The organism is Streptomyces hokutonensis, from assembly GCF_000376565.1.
Lineage (GTDB): Bacteria > Actinomycetota > Actinomycetes > Streptomycetales > Streptomycetaceae > Streptomyces > Streptomyces hokutonensis.
The window spans coordinates 1-17,189 of record NZ_BARG01000026.1 but is presented as its reverse complement, the minus strand read 5'-3'; the positions used below and the strand labels follow the sequence as shown (position 1 = coordinate 17,189).

The window sequence follows — 17,189 nt, the reverse complement described above, 5'->3', positions numbered from 1 at the left end:
AGCCCCGCGCCCCTAGGGAATCAACTCACCTCTCTCGTGTAAGGACCCAAGTTCATGGCACCGCACCCCGAAGCCGCCTCTCTCCTCGGCCGCTCTCATCGGCTTGGCGCTGATCCGCGCAACACCAACTACGCCGGCGGCAACGCGTCCGCCAAGGGCACCGACACCGACCCCGTCACCGGGGGTGATGTCGAGTTGATGTGGGTGAAGGGGTCCGGGGGTGACCTCGGGACGCTCACCGAGGGCGGGCTCGCGGTGTTGCGGCTGGACCGGTTGCGGGCGCTCGTCGACGTGTACCCGGGTGTGGACCGCGAGGACGAGATGGTCGCCGCGTTCGACTACTGCCTGCACGGGAAGGGGGGCGCGGCGCCCTCCATCGACACCGCCATGCACGGGCTCGTGGACGCGGCTCATGTCGATCATCTGCATCCCGATTCCGGGATCGCGCTCGCTTGCGCCGCCGACGGGGAGAAGCTGACCGCCGAGTGTTTCGGGGACTCCGTGGTGTGGGTGCCGTGGCGGCGGCCCGGGTTCCAGCTGGGGCTGGACATCGCCGCCGTCAAGGAGGCCAATCCGCAGGCCATCGGGTGTGTGCTCGGGGGGCATGGGATCACCGCTTGGGGCGCGAGTTCCGAGGAGTGCGAGCGGAACTCGTTGCACATCATCCGTACCGCCGAGGCGTTTCTCGTCGAGCGCGGGAGGCCCGAGCCCTTCGGGCCCGTCGTCGAGGGGTACGGTGCGCTCGGCGACGGTGAGCGGCGGGAGCGGGCCGCCGCCCTCGCGCCGTACGTCCGTGCCGTCGCGTCCCAAGACCGGCCGCAGGTCGGACACTTCACCGACTCCGAAGTCGTGCTCGACTTCCTCGCGCGGGCCGAGCATCCCCGGCTCGCGGCGCTCGGGACCTCGTGCCCCGACCACTTTCTGCGGACCAAGGTCAGGCCGCTCGTTCTCGATCTGCCGCCCGACGCTCCGCTGGACGAGGCGATCGCGCGGCTGAAGGAACTGCACGCCGTCTATCGCGAGGAGTACGCCGCCTACTACCAGCGGCATGCCGTGCCCGACTCACCCGCCATGCGCGGCGCCGACCCGGCGATCGTGCTGATCCCGGGCGTGGGCATGTTCTCCTTCGGCAAGGACAAGCAGACGGCGCGGGTGGCCGGCGAGTTCTACGTCAACGCCATCAACGTGATGCGCGGCGCCGAGGCGGTGTCGTCGTACGCGCCGATCGAGGAGTCGGAGAAGTTCCGTATCGAGTACTGGGCCCTGGAAGAGGCCAAGTTGCAGCGGATGCCGAAGCCCAAGCCGCTTGCCACGCGGGTCGCGGTCGTGACCGGTGCGGGTAGCGGGATCGGCAAGGCGATCGCGCGGCGGCTGGTCGACGAGGGCGCGTGCGTCGTGATCGCCGATCTCAACTCCGAGAACGCGGCCTCCGTCGCCCAGGAACTCGGCGGGTCCGACAAGGCCGTTGCCGTCACTGTCGATGTGACGGACGAGGGGCAGATCGCCGATGCCTTCAAGGCCGCGCTGCTCGCCTTCGGCGGGGTCGATCTCGTCGTCAACAACGCGGGGATCTCCATCTCCAAGCCCCTGTTGGAGACTTCGGCTCGGGACTGGGATCTGCAGCACGACATCATGGCCCGGGGTTCCTTCCTCGTCTCGCGTGAGGCCGCGCGGGCGATGATCGCGCAGGGGCTCGGGGGCGACATCCTCTACATCGCGTCCAAGAACGCCGTGTTCGCCGGGCCCAACAACATCGCCTACTCCGCCACCAAGGCCGACCAGGCCCATCAAGTACGGCTGCTGGCCGCCGAGTTGGGCGAGCACGGGATCCGGGTCAACGGGATCAACCCGGACGGGGTCGTGCGCGGTTCGGGCATCTTCGCGGGCGGTTGGGGTGCGCAGCGGGCGGCGACCTACGGGATCGAGGAGGAGAAGCTCGGCGAGTTCTACGCCCAACGCACCATCCTCAAGCGGGAGGTGCTGCCCGAGCATGTCGCCAACGCCGTATTCGCCCTCACGGGTGGGGACTTGACGCACACCACCGGGCTGCACGTCCCGGTCGACGCCGGCGTTGCGGCAGCCTTCCTTCGGTGAGCGCCGACGTGAAGGCGTACGCAGCGGTCGACCTCGGCGCGTCCAGTGGGCGGGTCATGGTCGGCCGTGTCGGGCCGGACTCCCTGGAGTTGGCGGAGGCCCACCGCTTTCCCAACCGGCCCGTCCGGACTCCGGAGGGGCTGCGCTGGGACATCCTCGGCCTGTACGCGGGGGTTCTCGACGGGCTCCGGGCCGCGGGACCGGCTGTCGATTCCGTCGGCATCGACAGCTGGGCCGTGGACTACGGCTTGTTGGACGCGGACGGGGCCCTGCTCGGCAACCCCGTGCATTATCGGGACGCCCGCACGGAGGGGGTCGCCGAGAAGGTGTGGGCGACCGTGCCGGCGAGCGAGTTGTACGCGTCGACCGGGTTGCAGTACGCGCCCTTCAACACGCTGTACCAGCTGACGGCGGCGCGTGATTCGGCTCAACTCGCCTGTGCTGAGCGGCTGTTGCTCATCCCCGATCTGCTGTCCTACTGGCTCACCGGGGAGCAGGGCACCGAGCTGACCAATGCCTCCACCACCCAACTCGTCGATCCCCGGACGCGCGACTGGTCGTACGACATCGCCTCGCGGCTCGGCATCGACCTCGGATTGTTCGCGCCCCTGCGGCAGCCGGGGGATCCGGCCGGGGTGCTGCGGGCCGAGGTGTTGGAGGAGACGGGGCTGAGCGGACCTGTGCCGGTGACGGTGGTCGGGTCGCACGACACGGCGTCCGCGGTCGCCGCCGTGCCCGCCGTCGAGGAGCGGTTCGCCTATATCTGTACCGGGACTTGGTCCCTGGCCGGGCTGGAGCTCGACGCGCCCGTGCTCAGTGAGGCAAGTCGGGCCGCCAACTTCACCAATGAGCTGGGGCTCGACGGCACAGTCCGCTATCTGCGCAACATCATGGGGCTGTGGCTGCTTCAGGAGTGTGTACGGGCCTGGGGCGAGCCGGAGTTGGGCGAGTTGCTGCGCGGGGCGGCCAGGGTGCCGGCGCTGCGGTCGGTGGTGGACGCGGGTGACGCGGTGTTTCTGGCACCGGGGCGGATGCCGGAGCGGATCGCGGATGCCTGTCGCGGCTCGGGGCAGCCGGTGCCGGAGTCCCGGGCCGAGATCACGCGCTGCATTCTCGACTCGCTCGCGCTCGCGCATCGGCGAGCGGTCAACGAGGCGCAGGTGCTCGCCGACCATCCGGTCGATGTGGTGCACATCGTGGGGGGCGGTACGCGCAACGCGCTGCTGTGCCAACTGACCGCCGACGCCTGCGGGTTGCCGGTGGTGGCGGGGCCCACGGAGGCGGCGGCCCTGGGCAATGTGCTCGTTCAGGCGCGGGCCCACGGGCTCGTCGGTGACCTGGCCGGGATGCGGGGACTCCTCGCCCGTACCCAGCCTTCGACCAGGTACGAACCGCAGGGCGACACCGCCCGCTGGCGGGCCGCGGAGGCCCGGCTCGCCGCTCGGTGAACCGGGAACCCTAGGACAATGACCTCCGGCTCGCCGTGTGAGCTGAGCCGGGGGCTCCCCCAGACGGTGACCTCCGACTACGCTGCATCCATCCGATGATCGACCACTAAGGAGCCGCGATGCGTGTCGCCCTGTTCCTGACTTGCGTCAACGACACGCTCTATCCGGACACCGGGCGCGCCGTGGTGAAACTGCTGACCAGACTGGGCGTCGAGGTCGACTTCCCGATGGCGCAGACCTGCTGCGGACAGGCGCACTACAACACCGGCTACCGCCATGAGGCCGAACCGCTCGCCCGGCATTTCTCCGATGTCTTCGGGGAGTACGAGGCGATCGTTACGCCGTCCGGGTCGTGCGGGGCGATGGTGCGGGAACTGTATCCCCGCATGGGTGAAAGGGCCCGGGCGGAGGGGCGCGGGGACACCCTCGCGGCCACGCTCGCGCCGGTCGTGCCCAAGACGTACGAACTGACCGAGTTCCTCGTGGACGTGCTCGGGGTGACGGATGTGGGTGCCTGCTATCCGCACAAGGTGACGTATCACCCCACCTGCCACGGGCTGCGCAGCCTGGGGCTCGGTGACCGGCCGCTCAGGCTCCTCCAGGCCGTCAAGGGGCTGGAGTTGGTCGAGCTGCCGGGTGCCGACGAGTGCTGCGGCTTCGGCGGGACGTTCGCCGTGAAGAACGCCGATGTCTCGGCGGCGATGGGCGCCGACAAGGTGCGCAACGCCCGGTCGACGGGCGCGGAGGTGCTGTGTGCGGCGGACAACTCCTGTCTGATGCACATCGGCGGCACGATGGCCCGGCTCCACACCGACATGCGGCCCGTCCACATCGCGGAGATCCTGGCCGCCACGGAAGAGGACTCACGCTCATGAGCGGCACGTTCGTCGGTATGCCCGCGTTCCCGGCCTTCCCCGTGGCCGCGCACGAGGCCGTCAACAACCAGACCCTGCGCGGAAATCTGCGGCACGCCACCCACACGATCCGCGCCAAACGCGCCAAGGCCGTCGCCGAGGTGTCCGACTGGGCCGAACTCCGCGAGGCCGGCAAGCAGATCAAGGACCACACGCTCCGTCATCTCGACCGCTATCTGGTCCAGTTGGAGGAGTCGGTGACGGCGGCCGGCGGTGTCGTCCACTGGGCGGCCGACGCGGAGGAGGCCAACCGGATCGTCGTCCAACTCGTCCAGGAGACGGGCGAGTCGGAGGTCGTCAAGGTCAAGTCGATGGCCACGCAGGAGATCGGGCTCAACGAGGCGCTGGAGGCGGAGGGCATCCGGGCCTACGAGACCGATCTCGCCGAGCTGATCGTGCAGTTGGGCAAGGACCGGCCCTCGCACATCCTGGTCCCGGCGATCCATCGCAACCGCGGTGAGATCCGGGAGATCTTCGCCCGCGAGATGAGCGAGTGGGGCCGCCCGGCACCGGAGGGCCTGACGGACACACCGGCCGAACTCGCCGAGGCCGCCCGCCTGCACCTCCGTGAGAAGTTCCTGCGTGCCAAGGTCGGTGTCTCCGGCGCCAACTTCATGGTCGCCGACACCGGCACCCTCGTCGTCGTCGAGTCCGAGGGCAACGGCCGGATGTGCCTCACCCTCCCCGAGACGCTGATCTCGGTCGTCGGCATCGAGAAGATCGTGCCCACCTGGCAGGACCTGGAGGTGTTCCTGCAGACCCTCCCCCGCTCCTCGACGGCCGAGCGCATGAACCCGTACACCAGCACCTGGACGGGTACGACGGACGGCGACGGCCCCCGCGCCTTCCACCTGGTGCTGCTCGACAACGGCCGCAGCGACACCCTCGCCGACGAGGTCGGCCGCCAGGCGCTGCGCTGCATCCGCTGCTCGGCCTGTCTCAACGTCTGCCCGGTGTACGAGCGGGCCGGCGGCCACGCCTACGGCTCGGTCTATCCGGGCCCGATCGGCGCGATCCTCAGCCCCCAACTCCGGGGCACGGCAAGCGAGATCGACGCCTCGCTGCCGTACGCCTCGTCGCTGTGCGGTGCCTGCTACGAGGTGTGCCCGGTCGCCATCGACATCCCCGAGGTGCTGGTGCATCTGCGGGAGCGGGTCGTGGAGGGAGGGCCGGTGACGCGTGAGGGCAACAAGGTGGTGCTGCGGCCCGCGAAGGGGCATGCCGCCGAGCGGGCCGCCATGCGGGCGGCGCGCTGGACGTTCGCCCACCCTGGTGCCCTGCGCACCGGCCAGCGGCTCGCCTCCCGCACCCGACGCTTCCATCCACGCTCACTGCCCGGCCCCGGCAAGGCGTGGAGCGGCACCCGGGAGCTGCCGACCGTGCCCGCGGAGCCGTTCCGCGACTGGTGGCAGCGCACGCACGGCGGAAAGGACGGTGCCAAGTGAGCAGCAGGGAACGGATTCTGGGCCGCGTGCAGCGCGCGCTCACCGATGTGCGCGAGGACGACACGCCGTACGAGCAGGCGGTTCGGCGAGACTATCTGCGGGAGCACGGGAACCGGACCGTCGAGGAGACGGTCGATCTGCTCGCCGAGAACCTGGCGGACTACCGGGCGATCGTGCACCGGTGCGCGGAGTCCGAACTCGCCGCCGTCATCGGGCGGTTGCTCTCCGAGCGCGGTGCCGGGTCGGTCGTCGTGCCGCCGGGGCTGGAGCCGTCCTGGCTCACGGCGGTCGACGCCGAGCAGATCACGGACCGTGCCGAGAACACCCCCCACGAGCTGGACCGGGTCGACAGTGTCGTCACGGCGTGCGCGGTGGCCGCCGCCGAGACCGGCACCATCGTCCTGGACGGCAGCCCCGACCAGGGCCGCCGCCGCATCACCCTCGTCCCCGACCACCACATCTGTGTCGTACGGGTGCCGGACCAGGTCGTCTCCTCGGTGCCCCAGGCGCTCCAACGCCTGGACCCCACCCGCCCGTTGACCTGGATCTCCGGTCCGTCGGCGACCAGCGACATCGAGCTTGACCGGGTCGAGGGGGTGCACGGTCCGCGCACCCTGGAGGTGGTGCTGGTGAGCGATCAGCCGAGCGCGGAGGACAACTCGTAGCTCCCCGAGGGGAGTTCGAAGGAGGCGGTGCCGTCCGCGAAGCCGAGGAACCGAACGCCCGCCGCCTCGGCGAGTGGTGTCCCGTGCTCGCGGACGGTGGCCGGGTCGGCGGTGGGGATGCGCAGGGTCGCCGTGCTGTTGGCGGGGACGACCGCCCGGTACGTCAACTCCCCTTCCCGCAGGCTCCATTCGCTGACGATCTCGCCGTAGGGCGAGATGTGCGAGCCGGTCACCCGGGTGATCCTGCCGGTGGGGTCGAGGTGGGGCCGGAGGAAGAAGTGGCGGAAGCCCGGGTGGGCCGGGTCCTTGGCGATGCCGGCCATGCTCTCGTACATCCACTCCATGATCGCGCCGTAGGAGTAGTGGTTGAAGGAGTTCATGTCGACCGGGCCGAAGCCGTCCTCCTCGGAGTACGAGTTCCAGCGCTCCCAGACGGTGGTGGCGCCGTTGGCCACCGAGTAGAGCCAGGACGGCATCGCGTTCTGGTGGAGGAGCCGGTACGCCAGGTCGACGCGGCCCTCGTCGGTGAGGACGGGCGCGACGACGTTCACGCCGAGGAAGCCGACGGAGAGGGTGTTCTCGGCGTACTGGACGCGGGTGCTGTCGGGGTGGGCCGCCTTGTAGGCCTCGCTGTTGCCGATGTTGTCGGCGAGCAGGGTGACCAGTTGGCGGTGCTGGTCCTCCGTGTCGTAGAAGCCGAGTTTGAGGATCCAGAGCAGGGCGGTCTGGGTGTCGTCCTCGGTCTTGCCGGCGGTGTTGCCGGGTGTGTACGGCGGTGGTTCGCCGAGGCTGGAGCGGACGGTGATGCGGCCCGAACCGGGGTCGGTGGCAAGGTACTTGGTGATGAAGGCTCGCCTGATGCGGGTGAAGAGTTCTTCGTGGGCGGCGGCCTCGGCGGTACGGCCGGTGGCGTGGGCCATGTCGGCCATCAGGCGGGCGCTGTAGCCGTAGTAGGCGTCGCTGATGAGCTGGGTGCTGGTGATCTGGAAGGCGAGCCAGTCGCCGAAGACCGCGCCCCGGCCGGCGTAGGTGTCGCCGGTGAAATCCCGGATCCAGTCGACGTACTTGGTCATCGCCGCCCAACTGCGGTCGATGATCGTGGTGTCGCCGGTCATCTGCCACACCGTCCAGGGCACGACCACTCCGCAGTCCGCCCAGCCGCTCGCCGGGATCGGCTGACTGAAGCGGTGGCCGGGGGCGACCCAGGGGAACTGCGCACCGTCCGCGCCATAGAGGCGCTGTGAGTCGGTCAGGGTGTCCTGGAAGTGGCTGAGGAAGGTGACCGAATCGGCGTTGTAGAGGCCGGTGTTGGCGAAGAGCTGGGTGTCGCCGGTCCAACCGAGGCGTTCGTCTCGCTGGGGGCAGTCGGTGGGGATCCAGAGGTAGTTGCCGCGCTGGCCCCAACGGACGTTGCTGATCAGCTGGTTGACGTCGGCGTCGTCGGTGGTGACGGTGCCGATGTCATGGAAGGCGGAGGTGGCGACCCGGCCGGTGAATTCGGTGAGGGTGACGGTCTCGGTTGTGGTGACGGAGACGTAGCGGAAGCCGTAGAAGGTCAGCGAGTCCTCGTGGGTCTCACCGGCCGGGTCGCCCCTGAGGATGTAGGTGCTGGTCGCCCGGGCGGTGCGCAGGTTGGCGCGGTAGACCGAGCCGACGGGTCCGTCGGCGCCTGCGCTGTCGTCGTTGAGCATCTCCCCCGGTTTGCACACTACTTGGGCGCCCGACGGGCCGCGCACTGTGTAGCGGGGCACGCCGACGAGGTTCTGGCCGAGGTCGATGACCGCGGTGTCGCCGGGGTGCAGGGTGACGGAGGCGCTGGCCGCCGGGCCGGGGTCGGTGACCGTGCGGGCAGGGTCGACCACGATCCGGCCCAAGCCGTTCGCGCTGCCCTCCTCGTCGGCCACACCGGTGTAGACGGTGACCGAGCACGGCTTACGGTCCCAACTCGGCACCAGGCGGGCACTCTCACCGGAATGCGAGACCAACCGGGCTTCGGGGAACGGGTGGTTGTGCTCCTCGACGGCGGACCAGCCGGTGGCGTCATAGCCGTTGGCCGTCCAGCCCGGGAGTTCCCGGCGGGCGTCGTAGGTCTGGCCGTCGTAGATGTCGTCGGCGCGATGGGGGCCGGTGTCCGTGGCTCGCCAGTCCTCGTCGGGCGCGGTGACGATCGTCTGGGTGGAGCCGTCGGCGTAGCGGACGAGCAGTTTCGCCTTCAGGGCAAGGGAGTTGCCGTCGGCCGCGTAGTAGGGGCTGTTCTCGGAGATGCGGCTGTTGTACCAGCCGTTGCCGAGTACGGCCGCGAGGGTGACCTGGGACGGGTCCTGTGACGGGTCCGTCAGCAGGTGGGTGACGTCGTAGGTGAAGTAGTCGACGGTGGTCTCGTAGTTGGTCCAGCCGGGGGTCAGGAGTTCGTGGGTCGTGCCGTCGCCGTGCGGCACCGTGACCCGCCGGCCGTTGACGTAGGCCTCGTACACGCCGAGTGCCGACACATACAGCCGGGCCTCGCTCACCCGCTCGCCGGTCAGCGCGGTCCGGCGGCGCAGCAGGGGCGCTCCCTCGCTGTTCGGCCGCTTGCCGGCCATGCCGATCCATCGCGCGCCGTCCCAGCCGGTGACTCCGTCGGTGCTGAGGAGGCCGGTCTCGAAGTGGGCGGTGGCGGAGGTGGCACGGCCGTGCTCGTCCCACACCGTCACCGTCCAGTGGTAGCGGGTCGAGGCGTGGAGATCGGGGCCCGCGTAACGGATCGCGACCGAGTCCGCCGAGTCGACGCGACCGCTGTCCCAGATGTCGGCCCGGTCGTCGGCCAGGTGCGCGGGTGAGGAGGCGACCTGGATGCGGTACGCGGTCTGGTGCCTGCCACGCGCGCCGGACGTCATGCGCCACCCGAACCTCGGGTGGTCCGCGTCCACGCCGAGCGGGTCGGTGCGGTGCTCCACCGTGAGGCCCGACACCGTGGTGCCGGAAACGGCGACTCCGTCGTTCATGCCCTGTCCCTTCGGCCCGCCGAGCGGTGGAGTTGTATCGGTTCAGTCCGCTCGATGGTCGAAAATAGTGCGGTTAAAGGTGTGTGTCCACCTCCTCGACAGCACAGGATTTGAAACATTTCAAAACCGGAAGCAGCACGTCACCAGCCAGTAGGCCCCCGTTGATGGGCGGTGTCGGACCGGCGCCGTTAGCGTGAGGTCATGATCCGGTTCGAGCAGGTCAGCAAGCGGTATCCGGACGGTACGACGGCCGTGGACGGGCTGTCCTTCGAGGTGAACGAGGGCGAACTCGTCACGCTCGTGGGCCCGTCCGGCTGCGGCAAGACGACGACCATGATGATGGTCAACCGGCTCATCGAGCCCACCTCGGGCCGGATCCTCGTGAACGGCGAGGACATCGCCTCCGTCGACCCGGTGCAGCTGCGCCGCCGTATCGGCTACGTCATCCAGCAGGTGGGACTCTTCCCGCACCGCACGGTGCTCGACAACACGGCGACCGTGCCGTCCCTGGTCGGCTGGAAGCGGGCGAAGGCGCGGGCGCGGGCCGCCGAACTGCTCGAACTGGTGGGCCTGGACCCGAAGACGTACGGGTCGCGCTACCCGGAGCAGTTGTCGGGCGGTCAGCGGCAGCGGGTCGGGGTGGCGCGGGCGCTGGCCGCCGATCCGCCGGTGCTGCTGATGGACGAACCGTTCGGCGCGGTCGACCCCGTGGTGCGGGAGCAGTTGCAGGACGAGTTCCTGCGGATGCAGGCCACTGTGCGCAAGACGGTGCTGCTGGTGACGCACGACATCGAGGAGGCCGTACGGCTCGGTGACCGTATCGCCGTGTACGGGCAGGGGCGGATCGAGCAGTACGACACTCCGGGCGCGGTGCTCGGCAAGCCGGCGACGCCGTATGTCGCGTCGTTCGTGGGCGCGGACCGGGGGCTGAAGCGGCTGTCCGTCACCGCGATCGAGCCCGACGACCTGGAGCAGCCGCCGGTGGCCCGGGTCGACGAACCCGCGCGGTCGGCGGCCGAACGGCTGCGGGTCGAGGGCGCGCGGTGGGCCGTGGTCCTCGACGAGCAGGGTGAACTGCAGGGATGGGTCAAGGCCGACGAACTCACGGCCGGCGGCACGGTCGGGGAACGCGCGCACCGGATGAACGCGTGGGTGCCGGTGGGCGCCCCGCTGAAGCAGGCGTTCGGTGTGATGCTCCAGCACGACGCCGGGTGGGTCGCCGTGCTGGACGGTGCGCGCTTCCTCGGTGTGCTGACTCCGGCAAAGCTGCACGAGGCGTTGCGGCGCTCCGTGGACGCGGACGCCCTCGGAGTGCCGCGCGGACAGGTGGACTTCGACTCGGTGGCGGACGCGTGAGGTCGCTTCGCGGGTCAGGAGTAGGTGATGGGGCAGCCCAGTCGCAGTGAGTGCTGGGCGGCTCGCAGGTAAAGGGCCACGTAGAAGGCCGTGTCCAGGTCCTCGCTCCAGCGGCCGGGGCGGGCAGCGGCCAGTTCCTCCGCCTCTCCTTCCAGGAACCAGAAGGTGAGCGCCAGGTTCTCGGTCGCCTCCGGTACCTCGGCGGGCAACTCCACGGCCGCCGCCAGTCGTTCGGCGAGGGCGAGCACCTGGGGCGCTCCCGCGATCACCGTCTCGTCCGCGTACGCGGAGCCGATCGGCAACCGTATCTCCGCGTCGAGCGAGACCGGCACCAGCACCGTCCAGTCGCCGATCAACGCACGTTCCTCAGGCGTCAGTTGAGCACGGCACAGCGCATCGAAACCCTTCATGGACGGGCTCAGTTTCTCCTCGAAGCCCAGGGCCCCCTCCCGCTCCGGCGCAGCCGCATACGGCGGCAGCCCGCGCCGCGCCAACTCCGCGTCCAGCCCCTTGGCGATCGCCCCCATTCCCCCTTCCCCCGTGTCCTCACGCAGCCACTCTCCAACACCGACATCGATCAGATAGACACCCATGCCCGAAAGCTACAACCGACCACTGACAATCCACCGAGCTTCACTTCAACAGACCCTTGTCCTTCAGATACGTCCGCGCCACGTCCTGCGCCAACCGCCGCCAGCTGTCGACCTGTTGATTCATCGATGCCAGGTCGGCCGTGGTGAGGACGTCGTTGAGTTTCCCCAGCGCCTTGGTCACGCCGGGGCTCCCCGCACGGGAGCGGTTGACGACCGGGACGACGTAGTCGGCGTTCTGGAGGTGCTTGTCGTCGGCGAGGAGGACCAGGCCGAACTCGTCGAGGGTGGCGTCGGTGGTCGTGGTCAGCACCATCTGGTCCTGGCCGCTCCGCACCGCGCTCTTGGCCTGGGTCGTGCCGACGCCCTTCGGGTCGACGGCGGTGATGTCGATGCCGTAGGTCTTCTTCAACCCGGGCTCGCAGTACGGCCGTTGCACGCACTCGTCGCCCGCCGCGAGCCGCACCTTCAGTCCCGAGGCACCGAGGTCGCTGAGTGTTTTGAGGTGGTGCTCCTGTGCGTACGAGCGGGCCACCGCGAAGGCGTTCTGGTCGACGGCCTTTCCGGGGTCGAGGACCGTGAGGCCCCGGGGCGTGGCGAGTCGGCGCAGTGCCTTCATCGTGGTGGTGAGGTCGGGTGAGCCGACGGCCGGGGCGTCGGGGCCGTTGGTCTTGGCGTTGAGCCAGTCGGCGAAGGTGGCCGCGTATTCGGGTACGACGTCGATCTGCCCTGATTCCAGGGCGGGTTCGTAGAGTTCGCGGTTGGCGACGGTGAGCAGGGACGTCTTGTAGCCGGCCTGCTTCAGGAGCAGCGCGTACATCTGGGCGAGCAGATCGCTCTCGGTGAATCCGGCCGAGCCGATGGTGAGGTGGTGGCTGTCACCGGGCGGTGCGGTGACGGCGCCCTTGTTCTCCAGGGAGGGTCCGGTCGAGCAGCCGGTGGCCGCCAGGAGCAGTACGGCCACGACGGTGTGCCGCCTCATCGCGCTCCCCTCGCCCAGCGGGGCGAGAGTCGCTCGGCGACCTCGAAGACGCCCTCGACGAGCAGTGCGAACACGGCGACGAGGACCGCTCCGGCGACCACCTGCGCGGTGTTGGCGAGGTTGAAGCCGGCGGTGATGATGCGGCCCAGTCCGCCGCCGCCCGCCAGTGCGGCGATCGTGGCGGTCGCGACGAGTTGGACGGCCGCGATCCGTACGCCGTTCATCAACAGTGGGAGCGAGAGCGGAAGTTCGACGCGGAACAGCATCTGACGGCCTGTCATCCCCATGCCGCGCGCGGCCCGCACCACATCGCGATCGACCTCGCGCATGCCGACGTACGCGTTGGTGAGCAGCGGCGGTACGGCGAACAGGACGAGGGCGACGACCGTGGGCCCCTCGCCCCACTTGCCGATCGGGGTGAGGAGCAGCAGCACCAGTACGGCGAAGGTGGGTACCGCGCGGCCGATGTTGGAGATGTTGACGGCGAGCGCGCCGCCCTTGCCGAGGTGGCCGAGGACGAGGGCGACCGGGAGTGCGATGAGGCAGCTGATGACCAGGCAGACGACCGTGAGGACGAGGTGCTGCGCGAGCCGGTGCCAGATGCCGTCGTCGCCCGACCAGTGGGCGGGGTCGGTGAGCCAGTGCCAGGCGTCGGTGAGGGTGTTCATCCGCGCACCGCCCGCGTCCAGGGGGTGATCAGCCGTTGCACCAGCAGCAGGAGCAGGTCGGCGACGATCGCGATCACCACGCACAGCACGGACGCGGTGAGCACCTGTGCCTTGAAGTAGGTGTTCATGCCCGCGTAGATGAGGTTGCCGAGTCCTCCGAAGCCGACGATCGCGCCGACCGTCACCAGCGAGACCGCCGAGACGGTGGCGATGCGCAGGCCGGCCATCGCGGCGGGGAGGGCGAGGGGCAGTTCCACGGTGAGGAGGAGGCGGATCGGGCCGTAGCCCATGCCGCGTGCGGCCTGTCGGGTCTCCTCGGGTACGGCGCGCAGGCCCGCGAGGATGTTGCGGACGAGCAGGGTGAGTGAGTAGAGGACCAGTCCGGCCACGACGAGGGTGGCCGAGAGGCCGTAGACGGGCAGGAGCAGGGAGAACATCGCCAGGGACGGGATCGTGTAGAGGATCGTCGTCACCGCGAGGACCGGTCCCGCGGCCCAGCCCCAGCGGCGGGCCACGACCGCGAGGGGCAGCGCGACGGCGAGACCGATGAGCACCGAGATCGCGGTGAGCTGGAGGTGCTGGCCGACCGCGTCGAGGAGGATGTGGCGGCGGGTGCTCAGATACTCGCCGCAGATCCACTCGTTGCGGGCGAGGCAGTCGTCCGGGGGCGCGGTCACAGGTCCATTGCATCGGGCGGGCCGGTGGGCGGCTCGTTCTGGTGACCCGTACGGGCGTCGGTCAGGGGTTCCAGTAGGTGGCGAGGGAGGCGACGAAGACCGCCGCGGAGGTGAGGACCACGAGTTGGGCGGCGGCCGTGATCCAGAGGCGGCAGGCGATCGCCAGGGCGACGGTCACGGCCTCGACGCGGCAGAGGAGGACGACGCAGTGGTACTGGTAGGACGCGCCCGTGGAGTCCATCACCCCGGCGTAGCCCATCCAGTCCTCGGTGAAGATGCCGTCGCTGCCGAGCAGGAGGATCAGCGCGACGAGGAGGACGTCGAGGCCGACGAGCAGCGCGCACGCGATGGCATCGGCCCGCCGGTGCGCGGGCGAGCGGCGCAGGAGGCGCTGCGGGAAGCGGTCGACGGGGATGCCCTGGTCCGTCATCGGGTGCCTCCGGTGGTGCGCCACGGTCCGACGCCGAGTCTGCCGGTGGTCCCGAGGTCGAGGCCGCCGTCCGGCGTCAGGAGGAGCGGCAGAGAACCGGGCCGCGCCGCGACCGTCAGATGCGGCACGGAGGCCGAACCACCGTAGCCGGTGGCCGTGTTGCGCCACAGCAGGCCGGCGGAGGCGGTCTCACCGGGTGCCAGTGTCACCGGGCTCGGCGGGTCGTCGAATCCGGTCACCGTGGCGATACCGCCGCTGCCGTGGACCACCGTCACGCCGGTGACGTGCTGCTGGTCCCGGTCGAACAGCCGGATCTCGGGGTAGCCCTCGACGCGGTAGGCGCGGGTGCCGCAGTTCTCCAGGGTGAGGTCCATGGCGCGCAGGCCCAGCGCGGGGTTCACCGGTCCGGCGGTGACCCGGATGCCCTCCTCCGGGCAGATCGGGCCCGACGTCGGCCATCCGGCGGCGGGATCGTCGTAGGCCACTGCTGAGACCGTCCAGATGACGGCCCCGACGAGGAGCCCCACCACCGTGACCAGGACGGTGTCGTACGCGCTTCTCGGCATCCGCAGAGTCGATCAAGACCGGCCCGGAACCGCTGTGGCGGAAGCCATACCTCCGGTCACAGCCCTGTCACAACAGGTCCTGCGCGCCCGACCCCGAGGGTGTCGCTGAGTACACCCCTCGATACGGGTTCTGCGCCCAATGTGCGTACTCCGCCCTCTCCGTAGCGTCGTGGGCGAGGCACAGGGCGTGCCGCACGGAGGGTGATGGCGATGTTTCGCAGCGCACGACGCACGCACGACAAGGGACCCGCCGCCGAGGCGCTGCGGCTGGTCAAGGTCAGCAGGACCTACGGCCGTGACGACAGCGCGGTGACGGCGCTGGACGGGGTCACGCTGAGCCTGGAGCGCGGCACCTTCACGGCGGTGATGGGGCCCTCGGGGTCCGGCAAGTCGACGCTGTTGCAGTGCGCGGCGGGGCTCGACCGGCCGGACAGCGGGATCGTGATGGTCGACGGCGCGGAGCTGACGGGCGGGAGCGAGGCGGAGCTGACGAAGTTCCGGCGGGGGCGGATCGGGTTCGTGTTCCAGCAGTACAACCTCCTCGACACCCTCACCGTGGCGCAGAACACCGTGCTGCCGCTGAGGCTGGCCGGGCGGCGCGTCGACCGTGAGCGGGCCATGGAGGTGCTGACGGCGGTCGGTCTCGGGGACCGGCTCGGTCACCGCCCCGACCAGCTCTCCGGTGGTCAGCGGCAGCGGGTCGCGATCGCCCGCGCGCTGGTCGCCGAACCCCGGGTGATCTTCGCGGACGAGCCGACCGGAGCCCTGGACACGCGCAGCGCGCGGGATGTGCTGCTGCTGTTGCGGGAGGCGGTGCGGGTGCACGGGCGGACCGTGGTGATGGTGACGCACGACCCGGTCGCGGCCTCGTACGCCGACTCGGTGGTGTTCCTCGCGGACGGCCGGATCGCCGGACAGATGCACGCGCCGACCGTCGACGCGGTCGCCGAGCGGCTGGCGCACCTGGGCGACGACGTGACGGTGGGGGTGTGAGCGATGTTCGTACTGGCGATGCGTTCGATCCGGCAGCGGCCGGGGCGGTTCCTGGCGACACTGCTGGCCGCGTTCCTCGGCGCGGCGATCATCATGACGTTCAACTCGCTGCACGACACGGCGGCGCGGCACGGCATCGACCCGGTCAGCTCCGAGACGCTGTCCACGTCGGCGAGTGTCGTCGGCGGCTACGGCACCCTGCTGGTGTTCTTCGCCGTCGCCTCGACGCTGACGGTCAACGTGCGGCAGCGGTCAAGGGAGTTGGAGACCCTGCGCTGCTCGGGGGCGACCCCGGCGCAGCTCAGGCGGATGGTCGTGGGTGAGGCGGTGGCCGTCGCCCTGCTGGGCGCGCTCCTCGCCGTCGGTCCGGCGATGCTCGGCGGGCGCGCACTGCTCGGGGTGTTCCAGGACAGCGGCCAGGTGGCGCGGTCCGTCGACTACTCCTTCGGCCCCTACGCCCTCCAGTCCGGCCTCGGCATCACCCTGCTCGCCTCGGCGGGCGCCGCGTTCCTGGCCGTACGGCGGGCGACGCGCGGGCGTCAACAGCCGGGCCGGGCAAGGACGTTGCTCGCGTACGGCGCGCTGGTCGCGGGTGTGGTGTCGGTGTCGTCGACCTTCGCGTTCTCCGCGACGGACGCGGCGCTGATGGCGGCACCGGCGTACGGGGCGATCCTGCTCTCGGTGGGGCTCGCGCTACTGGCGCCCCGGCTGCTGAAGTCGCTGCTCGACCGCCTCGAACTGGCGGGCGCGAGCGGCTGGTTGGCCGTCCGCAATCTGCGCGAGCGGGCCGCCGAGCTGGCCGGGATCCTGATGTCGCTGATCCTGTTCACGGCGGTGTCCACGGCGACGCTCTACATGCAGGCGGTGGAGAGCGACGCGGTGAAGGCCTCGGGACTGACGAAGTCGGTGGACGCGAAGAACCTGGAGACGCTCAACTTCACGGTCGTCGGCATCATCGTGGTCTTCGTCTGCGTGATGCTGGTCAACTCCCTGTACGCGGCGACGACTTACCGCGCCCGGGAGTTCGGCGGACAGCGCCTGGCGGGCGCGACTCCGGGACAGGTGCTGCGCACGGTGGGCACCGAGACGGCGATCCTCACAGTCACCGGAGTCCTGTCCGGCACGGTGGCCGCGCTGGCGGGGATCATCCCGTTCACCATGGTCCGGACCGACTCGGTGCTGCCCCACCAGGGGCTCGGCATCTGGCTCGCGGTCGCCGCGGTGGCGGCGACGGTGACGCTGGGGACGAGTCTGCTGACGACACGGCGGGTGCTGCGGACTCCGGCGGTGGAGTCGGTGGCACTGGCGGCGTGAGTCCCGCCGAACGGGAGGGGCAGTCGCTACTGTGACTGCCCCTTTCAGCGCGCCCTGAAGGGT

15 protein-coding genes are annotated in these 17,189 nt (G+C 70.2%); 8 read left to right on the top strand and 7 right to left on the bottom strand.

The features are described 5' to 3' along the window. Window positions 1-54: 54 nt before the first annotated feature. The 5 genes from SSP08S_RS15155 (at window position 55) to SSP08S_RS15135 (ending at window position 6,566) form a co-directional block, all read left to right on the top strand. Window positions 55-2,094 carry a bifunctional rhamnulose-1-phosphate aldolase/short-chain dehydrogenase gene (locus SSP08S_RS15155; protein WP_019068464.1) on the top strand — a complete coding sequence of 680 codons (2,040 nt, stop codon included), beginning with the start codon at window positions 55-57 and terminating at the stop codon, window positions 2,092-2,094. Window positions 2,095-2,102: 8 nt separating this feature from the next. Next, window positions 2,103-3,542, top strand: a complete 1,440-nt coding sequence (locus tag SSP08S_RS15150) for a rhamnulokinase (RefSeq protein WP_019068463.1) — start codon at window positions 2,103-2,105, stop codon at window positions 3,540-3,542. Between the two features lie 119 nt (window positions 3,543-3,661). Further along, window positions 3,662-4,417 carry a (Fe-S)-binding protein gene (locus tag SSP08S_RS15145; RefSeq protein WP_019068462.1) on the top strand — a complete coding sequence of 252 codons (756 nt, stop codon included), beginning with the start codon at window positions 3,662-3,664 and terminating at the stop codon, window positions 4,415-4,417. Beyond that, window positions 4,414-5,901 carry a LutB/LldF family L-lactate oxidation iron-sulfur protein gene (locus tag SSP08S_RS15140; protein ID WP_019068461.1) on the top strand — a complete coding sequence of 496 codons (1,488 nt, stop codon included), beginning with the start codon at window positions 4,414-4,416 and terminating at the stop codon, window positions 5,899-5,901. Before SSP08S_RS15145 ends, SSP08S_RS15140 begins: the two co-directional genes overlap by 4 nt. Continuing rightward, a complete protein-coding gene (locus SSP08S_RS15135) occupies window positions 5,898-6,566 on the top strand; it encodes a LutC/YkgG family protein (protein WP_019068460.1) in 669 nt (222 codons plus the stop codon). Before SSP08S_RS15140 ends, SSP08S_RS15135 begins: the two co-directional genes overlap by 4 nt. Here SSP08S_RS15135 and SSP08S_RS15130 read toward each other — a convergent pair. Then, entirely contained in the window at window positions 6,539-9,550 is a 3,012-nt protein-coding gene (locus tag SSP08S_RS15130; RefSeq protein WP_019068459.1) for an alpha-L-rhamnosidase, read from the bottom strand. The genes SSP08S_RS15135 and SSP08S_RS15130 overlap by 28 nt on opposite strands. Before the next feature lie 201 nt (window positions 9,551-9,751). Here SSP08S_RS15130 and SSP08S_RS15125 point away from each other — a divergent pair, with 201 nt between their 5' ends. Beyond that, on the top strand, window positions 9,752-10,906 hold the full coding sequence (locus SSP08S_RS15125; RefSeq protein WP_019068458.1) for a betaine/proline/choline family ABC transporter ATP-binding protein: 1,155 nt from the start codon (window positions 9,752-9,754) through the stop codon (window positions 10,904-10,906). 14 nt (window positions 10,907-10,920) lie between these two features. Here SSP08S_RS15125 and SSP08S_RS15120 read toward each other — a convergent pair whose 3' ends face one another. The 6 genes from SSP08S_RS15120 to SSP08S_RS15095 all read right to left on the bottom strand — a co-directional run bounded on the left by SSP08S_RS15120 (window position 10,921) and on the right by SSP08S_RS15095 (window position 14,819). Next, entirely contained in the window at window positions 10,921-11,499 is a 579-nt protein-coding gene (locus tag SSP08S_RS15120) for a hypothetical protein (protein ID WP_026178506.1), read from the bottom strand. Between the two features lie 40 nt (window positions 11,500-11,539). Further along, window positions 11,540-12,478 (bottom strand): ABC transporter substrate-binding protein, encoded by a 939-nt coding sequence (locus tag SSP08S_RS15115; RefSeq protein ID WP_019068456.1) that lies wholly within the window; start codon window positions 12,476-12,478, stop codon window positions 11,540-11,542. Beyond that, window positions 12,475-13,146 (bottom strand): ABC transporter permease, encoded by a 672-nt coding sequence (locus SSP08S_RS15110; RefSeq protein WP_019068455.1) that lies wholly within the window; start codon window positions 13,144-13,146, stop codon window positions 12,475-12,477. Before SSP08S_RS15110 ends, SSP08S_RS15115 begins: the two co-directional genes overlap by 4 nt. Then, on the bottom strand, window positions 13,143-13,823 hold the full coding sequence (locus tag SSP08S_RS15105) for an ABC transporter permease (protein ID WP_019068454.1): 681 nt from the start codon (window positions 13,821-13,823) through the stop codon (window positions 13,143-13,145). The genes SSP08S_RS15110 and SSP08S_RS15105 overlap by 4 nt, the downstream gene beginning before the upstream one ends. 61 nt (window positions 13,824-13,884) lie before the next feature. Then, window positions 13,885-14,253 carry a hypothetical protein gene (locus SSP08S_RS15100; protein ID WP_019068453.1) on the bottom strand — a complete coding sequence of 123 codons (369 nt, stop codon included), beginning with the start codon at window positions 14,251-14,253 and terminating at the stop codon, window positions 13,885-13,887. Next, window positions 14,250-14,819 (bottom strand): DUF4232 domain-containing protein, encoded by a 570-nt coding sequence (locus tag SSP08S_RS15095; RefSeq protein ID WP_019068452.1) that lies wholly within the window; start codon window positions 14,817-14,819, stop codon window positions 14,250-14,252. Before SSP08S_RS15095 ends, SSP08S_RS15100 begins: the two co-directional genes overlap by 4 nt. A gap of 210 nt (window positions 14,820-15,029) precedes the next feature. Here SSP08S_RS15095 and SSP08S_RS15090 point away from each other — a divergent pair, with 210 nt between their 5' ends. Continuing rightward, window positions 15,030-15,812 carry an ABC transporter ATP-binding protein gene (locus tag SSP08S_RS15090; RefSeq protein ID WP_026178505.1) on the top strand — a complete coding sequence of 261 codons (783 nt, stop codon included), beginning with the start codon at window positions 15,030-15,032 and terminating at the stop codon, window positions 15,810-15,812. 3 nt (window positions 15,813-15,815) lie between these two features. Next, window positions 15,816-17,126: an FtsX-like permease family protein gene (locus SSP08S_RS15085; RefSeq protein WP_019068450.1), complete on the top strand. Its 1,311-nt coding sequence runs from the start codon at window positions 15,816-15,818 to the stop codon at window positions 17,124-17,126. The last annotated feature ends 63 nt before the right edge of the window (window positions 17,127-17,189 follow it).